Genomic DNA, 17382 nt, shown 5'->3' with positions numbered 1-17382 from the left:
GAACAGGAACAGCGGGTTGCCCTCCAGATCCGGAGGGCAACCCGCTGTTGCTTTGTGCCGTCCTGCTCCATTGCATGAGGCCGTCGTGCGGTTGGCGCGTGCGCTCATTGGCCGGTACCGTGCAGTAATCTTGACGTACCGACGTCCCAGCGGTGCAGCCAGCACCGCGAGACCTGGGCAAGGAAAGGAGGCGTTCGTGGCCGATCATCGCGCCGGAGCTTCTACTGGTCAGGGCCGTCGTGGCCGCCCGTTGTCCCGTCTCGCTCGATTAGCCGGGCGCAGCCCGTCCGGTCAGCCACCCATCCTCGAACCGCTCTTGCGGACGGTTCGGGCCAATAGCCCGCGCGAGGACTTGGATCTAATTACCCGCGCCTTCACGGTGGCGGAACGCCAGCACGAGGGGCAGAAGCGCAAGAGTGGGGACCCCTACATCACCCATCCCGTCGCCGTCGCGACAATTCTCGCGGAAATGGGCATGACTGGTACCACGCTGGCCGCGGCATTGCTCCACGACACCGTTGAAGACACGGATTACTCGTTGGAGGACGTGACCAAGGAGTTCGGCGAGGAAGTCGCCATGCTGGTCGACGGCGTTACCAAGCTGGACAAGGTCAAGTTTGGCGATGCGGCCCAAGCGGAGACGGTCCGCAAAATGGTCATTGCTATGGCCAAAGACATCCGGGTCCTGCTCATTAAGTTGGCCGATCGGCTGCACAATGCCCGTACCTGGCGCTACGTATCACCCAAGTCGAGTGCTCGCAAAGCGCGCGAAACCTTGGAGATTTTCGCCCCGCTGGCGCACCGGCTGGGTATGAACACGATTAAATGGGAGTTAGAAGATCTCTCCTTCGCGGCGTTGCATCCCAAGGTGTACGAGGAAATCGTCCGACTGGTGGGGGACCGGACTCCCGAACGCGAAAAGTACCTGTCTACCGTCCGCAGCCGCATCGGCGAAGACCTGCATCAGCATCGCATCAAGGCCACGGTCACGGGTCGCCCCAAGCACTACTACTCCATTTACCAGAAGATGGTCGTCAAGGGTAAAGAGTTCAACGATATTCACGACCTGATGGGTGTCCGGGTCCTCGTTGACTCCGTACGCGACTGTTATGCGGCGCTGGGCACATTGCATGCCCGCTGGAATCCGTTGCCGGGGCGATTCAAAGACTACATCGCGATGCCCAAGTTCAATATGTATCAGTCGCTGCATACGACGGTGATTGGCCCCGGCGGAAAACCGGTAGAAATTCAAATCCGTACTCACGACATGCACCGGCGTGCAGAGTACGGTGTGGCAGCGCACTGGAAGTATAAGGAAGCCGCAAAGTCCGCGTCCTCTGGTGGCGGGGAGGATATGGGGTGGCTGAAGAGCCTCATTGATTGGCAGCAAGAAACCCGGGATCCGGGTGAGTTTCTCGACAGCTTGCGCTTCGAGATCAACGCGGCAGAGGTCTTCGTCTTTACCCCTAAGGGTGAGGTCATGGCGTTGCCTGCCGGTTCGACTCCGGTTGACTTCGCATATTCGGTCCACACAGAGGTGGGCCACCGGACTATTGGTGCGCGTGTCAACGGCAAACTCGTCCCCCTCAACTCGGAGCTACATCACGGGGATTGGGTTGAAATTTTTACCTCCAAGGCCGAGGGCGCCGGGCCGAGCCGCGACTGGCAGGGGTTCGTGAAGAGCGCCAGAGCGCGTAACAAGATTCGCCAGTGGTTCAGTAAAGAACGTCGCGAAGAAGCTATTGATAAGGGCAAGGATCTGCTCACGCGCGAATTGCGCAAACACAATCTGCCGCTGCAGAAGCTCATGACGCATGACACGCTGACCGCCGTCGCCCATGAATTGCGCCTCAACGACATTTCCGCGCTCTACGCCGCGGTCGGCGACGGACACACTTCGGCACAAAATGTCTTGGAGCATCTCCAGGCCATGCTGGTCGAGGCTCACGAAGATGAGTCCGAGTTTGATGCCGCATCGATTGCCGCTCACGCTACGTCCAAAGCATCCACGAGCGATTCAGGCGTCATTGTCACGGGCGCTGGAGAGGTGATGGCCAAGCTGGCCCGATGCTGTACGCCGGTACCGCCTGATGACATTGCCGGATTCGTCACGCGCGGGGCTGGAGTCTCGGTGCACCGCACGGACTGCACCAATTTCCAGGCGCTCGCCTCTGAATCGGAGCGTATCGTCCCCGTCGAATGGGCCCCCACGAAGACGAGCGTGTTCTTGGTGGAAATTCAGGTCGAGGCGTTGGACCGTAAGTCCTTGCTCTCTGACGTCACCCAAGTCTTGTCAGAGAATCACGTCAATATTCTCTCCGCCAGCGTGAACACGAGCCGAGACCGAGTGGCCATGAGCCGGTTCTCCTTTGAAATGGGCGACCCGAAGTACCTGAGTCACGTCCTCAACGCCGTCCGGCGCATCGACGGGGTGTATGACGTCTACCGAACGACGGCCAACGGCCCCCGCCGGTAGCCACATCTGGCGCGACCATCATCGCTCGGACGTACCGTGTGACTGATCGAGCTGATCTAACAAGTCCAAGGCGCGCACCTTGCCCGGCCTTCGCCGCGCGCGGTGGATGCGTTGCCGGAGTCGGCTGAGATCCACCGGCTCGCAGCCGCTGCGGTGAAGGGCCCCGACGTCGCGCACAATGTGTGCGTCGTCCTCCCCATAGAAGAGGAGGTCAAACGCCGTACGCTCGGGGGAGGTGATCGTAGCCCCAGCGACAAGCCGAAGGTCCTCCGGACGAAGGTCCCGCTCAACGCACCGCACGGGTTGAAGCCGCGACTGGCGGCCGCGCCGGAGGGGATGGGCGGAGGTGTACTCAATCACGTCGGGTCCTGGCCCCGCGGTATAAATCCAGGCGGCAGCTGCTCCGCACGCGGCCTGGGCCTGGCACTCGTTCAGCAGTGCCCAGATTCCATCAGCCCGCTGCTGGGCGGTCCACGGCGGCACGACGCTCGTCCAGAGACCACTGAGCATCGGATAGAGATCACCGGCCAACGCCATCGCTGAGAGCTCCCCAGCAGCGAAGGGTTGCCCCGGACGGTAAAAGCGGCCGCGCACATTCTCAGGTGAAATTCTCATGCATCGAGCGTGGCACGCGGCGCACCAACGCCAAGGGACGCTACCCACCGTTGTGGATAACGTCCCTTATGCGAACGGCTGTGGAGATCAGCAACTCCGCGGCAGAGCTCTCGAGGCTAGTTCAACTCACGGGCTGAGGCCTCAACCGTCTTCAGCCATGTCTGGCGAGCGTCCAGCGCCTCTTGGGCGGCACGAATCTTGCGTTCGTCCCCGCCAGCCTGAGCCTTGTCGAGCTCCTCTTGGAGCTGGGCGATCGAGTCTTCAAGCTGGGCCAGCATGCTGTTGGAGCGGGCCTTGGTTTCCGGATTCGAGCGGCGCCACTCTTGGTCCTCTGCGTCCCGCACGCTGTCTTCGACCTGGCGCAGTGCCGCTTCAATGCGTTGCATGTCCGCGCGCGGCACCTTACCCGCGGCATCCCAACGATCACGCACCGAGTCGAGGGCCCGCTTGGCTGCGGCGAGGTCCTTGTGCGGATCAATACGACGGGCCTCTTCGAGCAACGCTTCCTTGACCTTGAGGTTTTCCTCAAACTCCTTGTCGAGCTCGGCGTTGACCTGCTTTCGAGCGTCGAAGAAGACATCTTGGGCGGCGCGGAATCGCGCCCATAAGGCGTCGTCGTCCTTGCGCGAGGCACGCTTCGAGGCCTTCCACTCCGACATGAGCTTCCGGTATTCGCCAGCCGTGCGTCCCCAATCCGTGGACGTCTGCAGCTCCACGGCGCGCGCGATGAGCTCTTCCTTCACGCGCTTCGCCTCGGCGTGATCGGCATCGAGCTGGCTAAAGAACGCACGGCGGTGCTTGTCAAACGTCGTCCGTGCCCCACGGAACCGCTTCCACAAGGCGTCCTCGGTGCTGCGGCCCAACCGCATGCCCGACTTTTGTGCGGTCTTCCACGCTTCAAAGAGTTCGTTCATGCGCTGGCTGGACTGCTTCCACTGGACCTTCTCGGGATCCTTGGCTGCTAGCGCCTCGGCCTCAGCAACAATCTCCTCGCGCTCGGCGAGATGCTCAGCCCGCGCCTTCTCGTGCTCGCGCTGCTCGGCGGCCTGAAGTTCCTTGACGTCGGCACGGGCCTTTTCGATGCGGGCTTCAAGGGCCGGAAGATCCCCGACCATCTTTCGCTCGGAGACTGCTTCCGCCAGGTGATTGAGCGTCTTGTCCATGTCCGTCGTCGGAGCGTGTGCGGCAACCCGGTGCTCCAGCAGCAGTAGCTGGTTCACGACGTCGTCGTACTTCCGCACAAAGTAGGCCAAGGCCTCGTCGGCTGAGGCATCGGGATACTGTCCCACGGGGTGCTCGGTGCCATCGATCAGGACGAAGACGTGCCCGTCTTCGGCAACGCGCGCGAATCGACGCGCCTCGTCCAGAGCCGTGGAGTACGACGGCGGGGGCGTCACCGCCGGCTGGTTGGTTGCCTCGGCGGCGGGCTGCGCGGAGGACTTGACGCCCGACGGCTTGATGGCAGAGGGCTTGATGCTGGAGGGCTTCACCGACGCGGGGGTCGGGGGAGTGGTCCCGTTGTTCTGGTCGTCGGATTCTTGACTGTGGGTCACCGCTGTAACTCTTTCGCTCGTACCGCCGACGGCCTCGGACGCGGCGGGCTCGTGTTTCATCCGTCACTCTACCGATTCACTGAACCGTGCCCAACCGGACGCGGCCCGAAGACCGCTAGACTAGGGCAGTCTTCACGCGCGCGGCGCGTCGTTATGTACCCCACCCAAGGAGCTACAGCACCCATGGCACGCAAGGCCTCCCTGTCCGGTTTTCCCGAATGGCTCCCCGAAGAGCGGCTCGTGGAGAATCATGTCTTGGACACACTGCGGCGGACTTTCGAACTCCATGGGTTCAGCAATATTGAGACGCGGGCCGTCGAGCCCGTGGGGCAGCTGCTGCGCAAGGGAGAGATCGACAAAGAGGTGTACGGCATCTCCCGCCTCCAGTCGGAGGAGTCCGCGACGGCGGAAGATCCGAACGCCCTCGCCCTGCACTTTGATCTGACGGTCCCGTTCGCTCGGTACGTCGTGGAAAATGCCGGCCACCTGTCCTTCCCATTTCGCCGGTACCAAATTCAGAAAGTGTGGCGTGGCGAACGGCCGCAGGACGGCCGCTTTCGCGAATTCACGCAGGCGGACATTGACGTCGTCGGAGACGGTGTCCTGCCGTTCCGGTACGACGTTGAGCTCGCGCTCGTCATCGCTGAGGCGCTCGCGGCGCTGCCCGTCGGGGACTTCCGCGTGCGCGTGAATAACCGGAAATTGGCCGAGGGCTTCTACCTCGGTCTCGGCTTGACCGACACGGCGGGTGTGCTTCGCAACATCGACAAGCTCGAGAAGATCGGGGCCGACAAGGTCTCCGAATTGCTGCAGTCCGAGCTCGGCGCGACACCCGAACAGGCCGCCGCCGCGTTGGCGCTCGCTCAGATCCGTGCCGAGGACGCTTCCTTCGTGGAGCAGGTGCGCGAGCTCGGGGTCGATCACCCGCTCCTCGAGGAGGGACTAGCGGAGCTCAGTGAGGTCGTTTCGACGGCCGCGGAACGTGCTCCCGGCCGCATTATTGCCGACCTGAGCATTGCGCGCGGACTCGATTATTACACGGGCACCGTGTACGAAACCGTTCTGGTAGGGCGCGAGAAACTGGGCTCTATCTGTTCGGGCGGGCGGTACGAGTCACTAGCTTCCAAGGGAAACCGTTCGTTCCCGGGCGTGGGACTGTCCATTGGCGTGACGCGCTTGGTCTCCCGGATGCTCGCCGAGGGCCACGCCGTCGCCTCCCGCAAGGTGCCGACGGCGGTCTACGTGACATTGACGAATGACGACGCCTGGGCCGCCGCCCAGGACGTCGCCTCCCAGCTACGGGCTCGGGGCATCAGCGCCGAGGTAGCGGCGACCGCCGAGAAGTTTGGCAAGCAGATCAAGTTCGCGGACCGTCGCGGGATCCCCTTCGTGTGGTTTACCAACGCCGACGGAAGCCACGAGGTCAAGGACATTCGCTCCGGCGAGCAAGTGGCAGCGGATCCGCACGCGTGGGTTCCCGCTGCAGCGGACACCTCGGTCCAGGTCGGCGCTCTCACCGAGGCGGACTAGCCTCCCGGCGGGAGGATCAGCGCGTCGCCACCGCAGACGGTAAACTCTCCAACAGCTTTCACCACACACCCCTTATGAAAGGACCGCAGTGCTGCGCACTCACGACCTGGGAACCCTCCGGGCAGAGCACATCGGCCAGACCGTCACGTTGGCGGGTTGGGTAGGCCGCCGCCGAGACCACGGAGGCGTGGCCTTCTTGGACCTGCGCGACGCATCGGGCGTTGCCCAGATCGTCGTGCGCGACGAGGACGACTTCCACTCCCTGCGCAACGAGTTCGTCCTGCAGGTCACGGGTACGGTCGAGCGTCGCCCCGAGGGCAACGAGAACCCGGCCCTCGGGACGGGGGAGATCGAAGTGATGGCCCGAGAGGTCGTCGTCTTGAACGCCTCGGCACCTCTGCCGTTTCAGGTCGACGAGCACGTCGAGGTGGGCGAGGAGGCGCGCTTGCGCCACCGCTACCTTGACCTGCGCCGCCCGGGGCCCAACAAAAACATCCGCCTGCGTTCCGAAGCGAATCGGGTGGCCCGCGAGATCCTGCACGGCGATGGCTACGTGGAGATCGAAACCCCCACCTTGACCCGATCGACCCCCGAGGGCGCCCGCGACTTTTTGGTGCCCGCGCGACTCGCGCCGGGCTCGTGGTACGCGCTGCCGCAGTCTCCGCAGCTCTTCAAGCAGCTTCTGCAGGTTGGCGGGTTCGAGAAGTATTACCAGCTGGCGCGTTGCTACCGCGACGAGGACTTCCGCGCGGATCGCCAGCCCGAGTTTACGCAGCTGGACATCGAGGCCTCGTTCGTTGAGCAGGATGATGTCATTGCCTTGGGCGAGCAGCTGGTCACAGCGCTCTGGCAGCTGATCGACGTTGAGGTGCCCACGCCCATTCAGCGCATGACGTACGCCGATGCCATGGCCAAGTACGGCTCCGACAAGCCCGACCTGCGGTTCGGCCTCGAGCTGACCGAGCTCACGGAATTCTTTAAGGACACCACGTTCCGCGTTTTCCAGGCCCCGTACGTCGGAGCCGTCGTCATGCCAGGCGGAGCCTCGCAACCGCGCCGTACGCTCGATGCGTGGCAGGAATGGGCGAAGCAGCGTGGAGCCAAGGGACTGGCCTACGTGTTGGTCCAGGAGGATGGCACGCTGACCGGCCCGGTGGCCAAGAACCTGACCGACTGGGAGCGGGACAACCTCGCGACGACGGTTGGGGCCGAAGGCGGCGACTGCATCTTCTTCGCGGCCGGCAAGGCTACCGACGCCCGCGCGCTGCTCGGTGCCGCACGCGTTGAGATCGGTCACCGCACCGGCTTGATCAAGGACGGCGACTGGGCTTTCGTCTGGGTCGTTGATGCGCCGATGTTCGAGGCCGCCGAAGACGCTGTCGCCGCTGGCGACGTCGCGGTGGGCGCTGGCAAATGGACTGCCGTGCACCATGCCTTCACGTCCCCTAAGCCTGAGCACCTGGACACGTTCGATCAGGACCCGGCCAACGCCCTGTCCTACGCGTACGACATCGTCTGCAACGGCAACGAAATTGGCGGCGGTTCGATCCGTATCCATCAGCGTGATGTGCAGGAGCGCGTTTTCCGCCTCATGGGTCTCGACGAGGAGTCGGCGCAGACGAAGTTCGGATTCCTGCTGGAGGGCTTTAAGTACGGCGCACCGCCGCATGGCGGCATCGCGTTCGGATGGGACCGCGTCGTGGCGCTGCTCGCCGGCGAGGACTCCATCCGCGAGGTCATCGCGTTCCCGAAGACGGGCGGCGGCTATGACCCACTGACCGCCGCTCCAGCCGCGATCACGCCGGAACAGCGCAAGGAAGCCGGAGTGGATGCCAAGCCCCAGCCTCAGTCTGAGGCGACCCAGGCCCAGGCTGACGAGGCCTAAGGGGCGCGGCCTTGCGCCGGCCAGCGGGCCGGTTCACCAGGACGACGACGGCGGTGGCACCTCACACGGTGAGGTTCCCGCCGTCGTCGTTTCGTTAAGCCAGTTCGGCCGTGTCCACGATGAGGGTGAACGGACCAGAGTTGATGGATTCAACATCCATCATCGCCCCGAAGGTCCCCGTCTCCACGTGGGCGCCCAGCTGACGTAGCTGGGCGATGAACTCCTCGTAGAGCGGTTCGGAGTGATTGCGCCCTGCAGCCCGTGTCCAGCTCGGACGGCGCCCCTTGCGCACGTCGCCGTAGAGGGTGAACTGACTCACCACGAGGAGCGGTGCGCCGGCTTGTTGGCACGAGAGTTCTCCCTCCAAGATCCGTAGCCGCCAGATCTTCTCCGCGAGTTGACGCGCCTGCTCAGGGGTGTCTTCATGGCTCACGCCCAGCAAGATCAGTAGACCGACGCCGATCTCACCCACGGTGTGGCCGTCCACCGTCACCGACGCGCGGCTGACCCGTTGCGCAATCGCCTTCATGCTCCTCCTTCTCTGGGGCGTGTCGCCCATCCACACTCTCGCTCCGCTGGTCCCCGCGGCGCCGGGTCAGATGCTACACGGTGCGGGATGCTTGGCCTCGGGACGGATCGGTAGGCTGGGGTCGTGAATGACTTGTTCGGCAGCCTGGATGATGCGGCAGATTATGATGCGGAGCCATCGCAGACGGGCCAAGACGGTAGCCTTCGCCCGCGCCCTCCGTTGGCGGTCCGCATGCGCCCCCGGCGTCTCGAGGAGCTCGTGGGCCAGCAGCACCTCCTCGGAGCAGGGTCCCCGTTGCGCCAGCTGGCCCACGGTGGCCAAGCAGGTCCTGCGGGCCTGTCAAGCGTGATCCTGTGGGGGCCGCCGGGAACAGGTAAAACCACGATGGCACACGTGATCGCCCGGGGGCCCGGGCGGCGATTCGTCGAGCTTTCGGCCATCACCTCGGGGGTGAAGGACGTCCGCCGTGTGATGGACCAAGCCCTGTCGGATCGGGACCTGCGTGGCGTCACCACGGTGCTCTTCTTGGACGAGATTCACCGTTTCAACAAGGCGCAACAGGACGCCCTGCTCCCCGGAGTTGAAAACGGGTGGGTGGTCCTCGTGGCGGCGACGACGGAGAATCCCTCCTTCTCCGTGATCTCGCCCCTGCTGTCCCGATCGCTCATGCTGACGCTCAAGCCCCTAGAGGACGCGGATATCCGCGGCTTGCTCGAACGCGCGGTGGCCGAAGAGCGTGGATTAGACGACGCCGTCGTGCTCGATCCCGAGGCGCTGGAGCACCTCGTCAAACTCTCGGGCGGTGACGCGCGCCGATCCCTGACCGCACTCGAAGCTGCGGCAGCCGTGGCGCTGGGTTCGGCCCTGTCAGGTGCTGTCGACGGAGCATCTCCCGCGAGTACCGACGGCGGCGGCCCCGAGACTGACGCACTGGACGAGGACGGTCGCGTGCGCATCACGCTAGCCGATGCTGAGCGGGCCATGGACGTGGCCGTTCAGCGATACGACCGCGCCGGCGACCAGCATTACGACGTCATTAGCGCGTTTATCAAGTCCATTCGCGGTTCCGACGTCGACGCGGCGCTGCACTACCTGGCGAAGATGATCGAGGCAGGAGAGGACCCCCGGTTCATCGCGCGGCGGATCATCATCAGCGCTTCCGAAGACATCGGTATGGCCGATCCCACGGCGCTGCAGACGGCCGTCGCCGCGGGTCAGGCCGTCCAGATGATCGGGATGCCGGAAGGGCGGATTATTCTGGCGCAGGCCGTGGTGCATGTCGCTACTGCACCCAAATCGAATGCCTCATTTGAGGGCATCAATCGGGCCATCGCCGATGTGCGCGCGGGTGCTGGGCGCGGCATTCCCTTGCATCTGCGAGATGCTCACTATCAGGGGGCGCAAAAACTCGGCCATGGCAAGGGGTACATCTACGCGCATGACGCCCCGCACTCCATCGCCACGCAGCAGTATCCGCCGGACGATCTACAAGGCAAGAATTACTACGAACCCACGTCAAACGGTGCGGAGCGGCAGATCGGCGAACGCCTAGCGCGGCTGCGGGAGATCGTTCGGGGAACGTCCGGCGCGTAGCGACACCCCTCGTGTTAGCATTGATGGTTGGCTGGCAAGCCGCTGTTTGGTGATGCCCGGGAATCGTCCCGCGGCACCGACCGGGCCAGCGCGCTGCAGGAACACGGGGAGCGGCTCCCCGACACTCTCCATACCGGAGGCCAGCCATGCACAGCAGCCGCCGTAAAGAAAGTAGGAGTCACGTGGCTAACAACACCCGTGCCCGCCGCAAGGTTCGCATTTCGCGTGCCCTCGGCCTCGCTCTGACCCCCAAGGCAGAGAAGTACATGGAGCGTCGTCCGTACGGCCCCGGCCAGCATGGACGCGCCCGCAAGAAGCAGGATTCCGACTACGCAGTGCGTCTGCGCGAGAAGCAGCGTCTTCGCGCCCAGTACGGCATCCGCGAGGCGCAGATGACCCGCGTCTTTGAGGAAGCTCGCCGCACTTCCGGCCTGACCGGTGAGAACCTGATTGAGCTGCTCGAGATGCGTCTTGACGCCTTGGTGCTGCGTTCCGGCCTGGCCCGGACGATCGCCCAGGCCCGTCAGCTGGTCGTGCACCGTCACATCACCGTGGACGGCAAGCGCGTCGATCGCCCGTCGTTCCGCGTTTCCGAGGGTCAGACGATCGCCGTTCACGAGCGTTCCGAGACCATGGTCCCGTTCCAGCTGGCCGCCGCCGGCGCCCACCGCGACGTCCTGCCGGCCGTTCCGGGCTACCTGGACGTCAAGCTCGAGTCGCTGCAGGTGAAGCTGGTGCGCCGCCCGAAGCGCTCTGAGGTTCCGGTGACCTGCGAGGAAAACCTGGTCGTCGAGTACTACGCACGCTAAACCCCTCTCGCGGGGTTCTTTCAGCTCGACGAAAGACGCAAACGGGGCTCGTGGCGCATCAGCTGCGGGCCCCGTTTCCGCGTTAAGCGCAGCACGTGATCCTCCGCAGAGTCTCTCGACACCTCGTGGAGCCAACGTTAGGTAGGGTTGGATACCGGTGCCGCGCCCGCGCACCATGGACGAGGCCCACAAGGAGCAGTACATGTCTTGGTCTGATATCGCCGGATTGATCGCCGCACTGGCGTTCGTCGTTCTCGTCGGGCTGCTGGCGGTGCCCATCGTCAAACTCGGCAGGTCCTTCGACCAGCTGACAGAATTTATCCGAGACTCCCGCTCAACCTTGGACGAGATCACCACGACCGTGGCCTCGACCAATCAGCAGATCACCAAGGTCGACGGCATCACCACCAATGTCTCCGACGCTTCGGCGAATCTCACGGCGATCACGTCACTGGTTGCCTCCGTGGTGGGCCGGCCGCTCATTAAGGTCGCCGCCTTCAGTGAAGGCGTCCGGTCGGCGCTCAATAAGCCGGCGACCCGGGCCCGCCGTAGCCGGTAAGTCTGCGGGAAGGACTAGATCATGCTTAAGAAAATCTTCTGGGTCGGCATCGGCATCGGCGTCGGCGCTCTGGCCTACCGCAAGCTGAGCGAGGCCAAGGACATGGCGTCCCCTGCAGGCCTCAATCGTGCCGTGGGGCGCCTGGGCGATGAGGCGGCAGCCACCCTCGCCGCCTTCCGTCACGGCATGACGTCCAAGGAAGCCGAACTGCGCGCTTCCCTAGGACTCGATCCCACCGATTCTGGCTCGGCCGGCCGCCACGCGGCCAGTCGAGAAAACTAACGTTCAGACCCGCACCCGAAGGGAACTAGACAACGACTATGAAGTCGCAGGACATCGCCCGTACGTGGACCACCTTCTTCAGCGAACGCGGCCACACCCCTGTCCCGAGTGCCTCGCTCGTTTCACCGGATCCTTCGCTGCTCTTCACCGTAGCCGGAATGGTTCCGTTCATTCCCTACTTCACCGCGCAGCAGGAAGCCCCGTACGACCGCGCCGTCAGTATCCAGAAGTGCATCCGCACGGCGGATATTGAGGAGGTCGGCCAGACGGCCCGTCACGGCACGTTCTTCCAAATGGCCGGGAATTTCTCTTTCGGCGATTACTTCAAGGCGGAGGTCATTCCGTGGGCCTGGGCACTTTTGACCACTCCGCAGGGCGAGGGCGGATTTGGCCTCGATCCTGACCGTCTGTGGGTCACGGTCTATGAGGACGGCGATGAGCGAGACGACGAGGCTCGCCGGATTTGGGAAGACGTGGTCGGCCTACCGCGCGAGCGCGTGCAAGGCACGGGCAAGGCGGACAACTACTGGAATACCGGGCAGCCGGGACCGGGCGGCCCCTGCTCGGAGATTTACTACGACCGCGGTCCGGCCTACGGTCAGGACGGTGGCCCGGCGGTCGACGAGACGCGTTTCATCGAGATCTGGAACCTGGTGTTCATGCAGTTCCGGCTCTCTGCGGTCCGTTCAAAGGTCGACTTCGACGTCGCCGGTGAATTGCCGAAGAAGAACATCGACACCGGCCTGGGCCTCGAGCGTCTGGCGATGATTCTGCAGGGCGTCGAGAACATGTACGAGACGGATCAGGTGCGGCCCGTCTTGGACAAAGCGGCCGAACTGGCTCGCGTGGAGTACACCTCCACCGAGGATCCTCAGGACCCCAATCACGCCAACGATGTCCGCCTGCGCATGATTGCAGATCACGTCCGGAGTTCTCTGATGTTGATCTCCGACGGCGTGAGCCCCGGCAATGAGGGCCGCGGGTACGTTCTGCGCCGTCTCATTCGTCGCGTCGTGCGCGCCTTGCGCATCATGGGCGTCGAGACCCCCGTCTTCCCAGAGTTGCTTCCCGTGTCACGAGACGCCATGAAGGGCGTCTACCCGGAGGTCGAAGCGGACTTCGAGCGGATTTCCCGCGTCGCCTACGCTGAAGAGCGCGCGTTCCTTCGCACCATCGCGGCCGGGACCACCCGACTGGAGGAGGCCCTCACTGAAGCGCGCCGTGACAGCGGAAGCCTCTCGGGTGACGTCGCCTTCCAGTTGCACGATACCTATGGCTTTCCCATCGACTTGACGCTCGAGATCGCCGGCGAGGCCGGCCTCTCCGTGGACGAGGCCTCGTTCCGAGAACTCATGAGCGAACAGCGCCAGCGGGCACAGCAAGATGCCCGTGCCAAGAAGGCCGGACACGCCGACCTCACCGTGTTTTCCCAGCTCCACAGCGCTGGGGATGTGCGGTTCACCGGCTACGACACCCTCAGCGGTGAATCGCCAATCCGCGGCATCGTCAGCGGTGGTTCCCTGGTGGATGTAGCCGAACAGGGGCAGGAAATCGAGCTCGTCCTCGACGAGACGCCCTTCTACGCCGAGGCGGGTGGCCAAGCTGGCGACGTCGGGCTGATCACCGGAGACGGATTCGTCGTCGAAGTCTTGGACGTACAGGCTCCCATTCGGGGGCTCAATGTCCACCGGGCGGTGGTCCGCGAAGGCGAGCTTCCGGCCTCCGCAACCGTCAGGACGCAGGTCGACACCCAGCGCCGGCTTTCGGGCGAGCAGGCTCATTCGGCGACCCACCTCGTCCATGCGGCACTTCATGAAATCCTCGGCGACGACGCCGTGCAGTCGGGTTCCTTCAACAAGGCCGGTTACCTACGCTTCGACTTCACGTGGGCCGATGCGCTGTCTTCCGCGGCGCGCGCCGAGGTCGAGGAGCTGGCGAACCTCAAAATTCGCGATAATCACGAGGTGCTGACTCGCACCATGGCACTCGACGAAGCTAAGGCGCTCGGCGCCATGAGCCTCTTTGGTGAGAAGTACGGCAATACCGTGCGCATGGTGGAAATGGACGGAGCCTTCTCACGCGAACTCTGCGGTGGTACGCACGTCGGCTCCACGAGTCAGATTGGTTCCCTCACCCTGCTCGGCGAGCAGTCCGTCGGCTCCGGCAACCGGCGAGTGGAGGCCCTGGTGGGCATGGAAGCGTTCCGCCATGGCGCTGCTGAGCGCGCACTCGTGGCGGATCTGTCCGAAATGTTTCGAGTACCCACCAGCGAGTTGGGGGAGCGGATCCAGGCCACCGTCGCCAAATTGCGCAGTGCAGAGAAGGAAATTGAGCGCTTGCGTCGGGAACAGTTGGCGGCGCAGGCTGCAACTCTGATGGCTCAGGCCCGCGACGTCGGGCGCGTGCGTCTGGTGGCCCACGACGCTGGCGAGATTTCCTCGGCCGACGACCTGCGCTCGCTCGCCTTGGACCTGCGCGGGCGTCTGGGCTCCGACGCCGCCGCTGTGGCACTGACGGGAGTGTCGAAGAACCGACCGCTCGTGCTCGTCGCCACCAACGAGGCTGCGCGTCAGGCCGGGGTCAAGGCGGGCGCCCTGGTGAAGATCGCCGCCCAGATCCTCGGCGGCGGGGGCGGCGGTAAAGATGACGTCGCGCAGGGTGGCGGTCAGGATCCGGCCCAGTGCGGGCCGGCACTCGCCGCCATCACGGCTGCGGTACAGGAGATCGCCTAGCTCCATGACAGATCGTCTTCCGCGCCTGGGGATCGACGTCGGCCAAGTCCGCGTCGGGGTCGCTTTTAGCGACCCCGACGGGCTGCTGGCCTCGCCCTGGAAGACACTGAAACGAGACCCGAAAAAGAACTCTGACTTGCGCGTTCTGGTCAGATTCATCGTCGAGAACAACGTAGGCACCGTTTACGTCGGCCTGCCGCGCTCTTTGCGCGGTAACCACACCGAGTCCACCCTCATGGCGGAATCCTTCGCCATCGCCCTCGCACAGGATCTCGCCTCGGAACGTGTGGTGGTCGACGTGCGGTTGATCGACGAGCGGCTGACCACTGTCTCGGCCCATCGTGATCTCCACGCAGCCGGGGTCGAGGGGCGATCTCATCGAAAAATCGTGGATCAGGTCGCCGCAGTTGCTATTCTTCAGCAAGCGCTTGAAATGGAGAAGACACTCCGCGGGCCCGCAGGGTCCGCCGTTGACCGGCCCGCACGGCAGTCGACTGAGGAACACTGAAGGGTTCAACACCAGTGAACGAGAATGACCAGAGCCGCCGGCGGCGGCGGGCCGAGCCCTCCGCGCAGGAGGACTCGGGGGCAGGCGCCCCCTTCCGTCGCTTGCGCAGTGGTCGACGACGTTTAGAACCAACGGCCCCCTATGAGGTAGCCGATACGGACGACTCGTCCCCGTCCGGGCGGGAAGAGTCCGGCGCCAACCTAGCGTCGGCTGAAGACGTCGAATCGCCATCGTCCGTGGCAGCCGGAGACGCGGCCGTTGAGGCAGAAGCTGAACCTGATCGGGCTCAGCTTCCTCCCGGGGATGTCCCTGCCGCCGATGCCGACCGCGAACACCGTCTGCAAGAGGGTTTGGCAGCGCGCCGCCGGCGGCGCCGGCGTCGCAACATCGTCATGCTTTCCGTCTTCACCGTGTTCGTGCTGGCCGCCACGTCTGTTGGTCTCTTCATCAACAATCTCCTCAATGCCGAGCCCGAGGACTTCGCGGGGCCCGGCGAGGGTAATGTGACCTTTATCGTGGAGTCTGGCTGGGGCCCCAATCGCGTGGGGTCGGAATTGGTGGCGGACGGCGTCGTCGCGTCCCAGGACGCCTTCTTGGAGGCTCTCGCCGCCTCGGATGCGGAAAATACAGAGATCCACCCGGGGGAGTACGAGCTACAGACCAAAATCCCGGCCAGCGAAGCGGTGGAGGGCCTTCTGGGCCAAGCGAATTCTCCCGTGCACTACGTAGCCATCCAAGCCAATGCCCGCCTCGGAGCCGTGCTGAGCAACATTTCCGATGCCACGGGTATCAGCCTGTCCGAGCTGGAGCAACTCGCTGTGCAGCCTGATACTTTTGGCCTGAGCGCGGACCTCGACAACCTTGAAGGCTTCCTGCACCCAGGTGAGTACCGGTTCGACGTCGATTCGAACGCCGAAGACATCCTGCAAATGCTCGTCGATGCCACGAATGAGGTGCTCGCGGACGAGGGAATCACGGACGCCGACGAGGCCTACCGCACCCTCAAGATCGCGAGCATCGTTCAGGCCGAGTCGCGTCAGAACGATTATCCGACGGTGGCGGGAGCCATCGAGAATCGCCTCGATCCGAACAACCGGGAGACCGGGGGGTTCCTCCAGGTCGATTCCGCCGTCGTGTACGGCCTAGACCGGTACTCGCTCGAGTTCACGGCCGAGGAAAAGGCCGACGAGTCGAATCTCTACAACACCTACACACACGCCGGGCTGCCACCGACGCCGATCGGTTCCCCGGGGCAGGCGGCCATTTCCGCGGCCGCGAATCCGGATGAGAACGACTACTACTACTGGGTCACCGTCAACATCGCGACCGGCGAGACCAAGTTCACGGATAATTATGCTGAGCATCAACAGAACCAGCAGGAGTACCGGGACTACTGCGCCGCCAACCCCGAGGTCTGCGGTTGATGACATTGCAACGAGCCGCGGTCGCCGGCTTTCCGATTAGCCACTCGCAGTCCCCCCTGCTGCATGGTGCTGCATACGCTGCGCTTGGCGTGGAGATTGACTACACCAGGCTGGAGGTTCCTGAGGAGGACGCCGCATCGCTCGCTCAGCGGTTGCGGACTGAACCGGGCTGGCGAGGGCTCTCTTGCACCATGCCGTTGAAGGCAGCACTCGTTCCGCACATGGACGTGGTGTCCGAACGGGTGGCCAGCCTCGGGGTGCTCAACACGATCATCGTGGAGCGCGAGCACGGTCGCGTGTCGCTGCGCGGCGAGAACACCGACGTTGATGGAATCATTGGCGCGCTCCAGCTCGGCGCCGACGCCCCGCGCAACCGGCTGGCGGTGCTGGGAGGCGGAGGCACGGCCGCGGCCACCGTCGCAGCTGCGGCCCAACTCGGCTTTGCGCAGCTCGATGTCGTGGTGCGCAATACCGCCCGCGCCACCGAGGCGCGGGCGTTGGCGGACCGTCTGGGCATGGACTGTGAGGCCCTGGGAATCGACGATGCCCTCGAGCGCGCCAGCGACTATGACGCCGTCGTATCCACCCTGCCTCCCCACGCTGCGGACGCGTGGGCCGGCCCCCTCTCGACTGCCGGTGTGCGGCCCGGTACGCCGCTGCTCGATGTGGCCTACGATCCATGGCCGAGCCAATTGGCCCGCGACTGGGCCTCAGCAGGTGGAACAGTCGTTGATGGGCTCGCCATGCTGGTGTATCAAGCCGTGGAGCAGGCCCTCCTGTTCGCTCGGGCTGATGCGACAGATCGTGAAGCAGTCACAAACGTGATGTGTGACGCCGTCGGACTGCCTCGTCGCCTGTTCTAACGGGTATCCGTGGCAAGATTGATG

14 protein-coding genes are annotated in these 17382 nt (G+C 64.3%); 11 read left to right on the top strand and 3 right to left on the bottom strand.

Going from position 1 to position 17382, the window contains the following annotated elements:
• Positions 1-196 precede the first annotated feature (196 nt).
• Positions 197-2476: a RelA/SpoT family protein gene (locus tag IW252_RS01140; RefSeq protein WP_196834890.1), complete on the top strand. Its 2280-nt coding sequence runs from the start codon at positions 197-199 to the stop codon at positions 2474-2476.
• 18 nt (positions 2477-2494) lie between these two features.
• Here IW252_RS01140 and IW252_RS01135 read toward each other — a convergent pair whose 3' ends face one another.
• Positions 2495-3091: a hypothetical protein gene (locus tag IW252_RS01135; RefSeq protein WP_196834889.1), complete on the bottom strand. Its 597-nt coding sequence runs from the start codon at positions 3089-3091 to the stop codon at positions 2495-2497.
• Positions 3092-3207: 116 nt separating this feature from the next.
• The gene (locus IW252_RS01130; protein WP_331271389.1) at positions 3208-4644 is read right to left on the bottom strand and encodes a DUF349 domain-containing protein; all 1437 of its coding nucleotides are present in this window, start codon (positions 4642-4644) and stop codon (positions 3208-3210) included.
• A gap of 183 nt (positions 4645-4827) precedes the next feature.
• Here IW252_RS01130 and hisS point away from each other — a divergent pair, with 183 nt between their 5' ends.
• Positions 4828-6174 carry a histidine--tRNA ligase gene (gene hisS / locus IW252_RS01125; RefSeq protein WP_196834887.1) on the top strand — a complete coding sequence of 449 codons (1347 nt, stop codon included), beginning with the start codon at positions 4828-4830 and terminating at the stop codon, positions 6172-6174.
• Between the two features lie 88 nt (positions 6175-6262).
• Positions 6263-8059 carry an aspartate--tRNA ligase gene (gene aspS, locus IW252_RS01120; RefSeq protein ID WP_196834886.1) on the top strand — a complete coding sequence of 599 codons (1797 nt, stop codon included), beginning with the start codon at positions 6263-6265 and terminating at the stop codon, positions 8057-8059.
• A 94-nt stretch (positions 8060-8153) separates the two neighbouring features.
• Here the strand turns inward: aspS and dtd are convergent, their stop codons facing one another.
• A complete protein-coding gene (gene dtd / locus IW252_RS01115; protein ID WP_196834885.1) occupies positions 8154-8588 on the bottom strand; it encodes a D-aminoacyl-tRNA deacylase in 435 nt (144 codons plus the stop codon).
• A gap of 123 nt (positions 8589-8711) precedes the next feature.
• Here dtd and IW252_RS01110 point away from each other — a divergent pair, with 123 nt between their 5' ends.
• The 8 genes from IW252_RS01110 to IW252_RS01075 all read left to right on the top strand — a co-directional run bounded on the left by IW252_RS01110 (position 8712) and on the right by IW252_RS01075 (position 17358).
• Complete coding sequence (locus IW252_RS01110; RefSeq protein WP_331271388.1) at positions 8712-10181, top strand: replication-associated recombination protein A; 1470 nt, start codon at positions 8712-8714, stop codon at positions 10179-10181.
• A 182-nt stretch (positions 10182-10363) separates the two neighbouring features.
• Entirely contained in the window at positions 10364-10990 is a 627-nt protein-coding gene (rpsD, locus tag IW252_RS01105) for a 30S ribosomal protein S4 (protein ID WP_196834884.1), read from the top strand.
• Between the two features lie 202 nt (positions 10991-11192).
• Positions 11193-11549, top strand: a complete 357-nt coding sequence (locus IW252_RS01100) for a DUF948 domain-containing protein (protein ID WP_196834883.1) — start codon at positions 11193-11195, stop codon at positions 11547-11549.
• Positions 11550-11570: 21 nt separating this feature from the next.
• Positions 11571-11831, top strand: coding sequence for a hypothetical protein (locus IW252_RS01095; protein WP_196834882.1), 261 nt, complete (start codon positions 11571-11573; stop codon positions 11829-11831).
• 38 nt (positions 11832-11869) lie between these two features.
• Entirely contained in the window at positions 11870-14563 is a 2694-nt protein-coding gene (gene alaS, locus IW252_RS01090) for an alanine--tRNA ligase (protein WP_196834881.1), read from the top strand.
• A 4-nt stretch (positions 14564-14567) separates the two neighbouring features.
• On the top strand, positions 14568-15071 hold the full coding sequence (gene ruvX / locus IW252_RS01085) for a Holliday junction resolvase RuvX (protein WP_196834880.1): 504 nt from the start codon (positions 14568-14570) through the stop codon (positions 15069-15071).
• A 14-nt stretch (positions 15072-15085) separates the two neighbouring features.
• On the top strand, positions 15086-16495 hold the full coding sequence (gene mltG / locus IW252_RS01080) for an endolytic transglycosylase MltG (RefSeq protein ID WP_196834879.1): 1410 nt from the start codon (positions 15086-15088) through the stop codon (positions 16493-16495).
• Complete coding sequence (locus IW252_RS01075) at positions 16495-17358, top strand: shikimate dehydrogenase family protein (RefSeq protein ID WP_196834878.1); 864 nt, start codon at positions 16495-16497, stop codon at positions 17356-17358. The genes mltG and IW252_RS01075 overlap by 1 nt, the downstream gene beginning before the upstream one ends.
• Positions 17359-17382 lie beyond the last annotated feature (24 nt).

Source organism: Zhihengliuella flava (assembly GCF_015751895.1).
In the GTDB taxonomy this organism is placed as follows: domain Bacteria; phylum Actinomycetota; class Actinomycetes; order Actinomycetales; family Micrococcaceae; genus Zhihengliuella; species Zhihengliuella flava.
This window is presented reverse-complemented; position numbering and strand designations above follow the sequence as displayed.

Coding starts and splice junctions, on each gene's coding strand:
- IW252_RS01135 (WP_196834889.1), bottom strand. CDS start 3,091: ATGAGAATTTCACCTGAGAATGTGCGCGGCCGCTTTTACCGTCCGGGG.
- hisS (WP_196834887.1), top strand. CDS start 4,828: ATGGCACGCAAGGCCTCCCTGTCCGGTTTTCCCGAATGGCTCCCCGAA.
- dtd (WP_196834885.1), bottom strand. CDS start 8,588: ATGAAGGCGATTGCGCAACGGGTCAGCCGCGCGTCGGTGACGGTGGAC.
- IW252_RS01100 (WP_196834883.1), top strand. CDS start 11,193: ATGTCTTGGTCTGATATCGCCGGATTGATCGCCGCACTGGCGTTCGTC.
- IW252_RS01095 (WP_196834882.1), top strand. CDS start 11,571: ATGCTTAAGAAAATCTTCTGGGTCGGCATCGGCATCGGCGTCGGCGCT.
- alaS (WP_196834881.1), top strand. CDS start 11,870: ATGAAGTCGCAGGACATCGCCCGTACGTGGACCACCTTCTTCAGCGAA.
- ruvX (WP_196834880.1), top strand. CDS start 14,568: ATGACAGATCGTCTTCCGCGCCTGGGGATCGACGTCGGCCAAGTCCGC.
- IW252_RS01075 (WP_196834878.1), top strand. CDS start 16,495: ATGACATTGCAACGAGCCGCGGTCGCCGGCTTTCCGATTAGCCACTCG.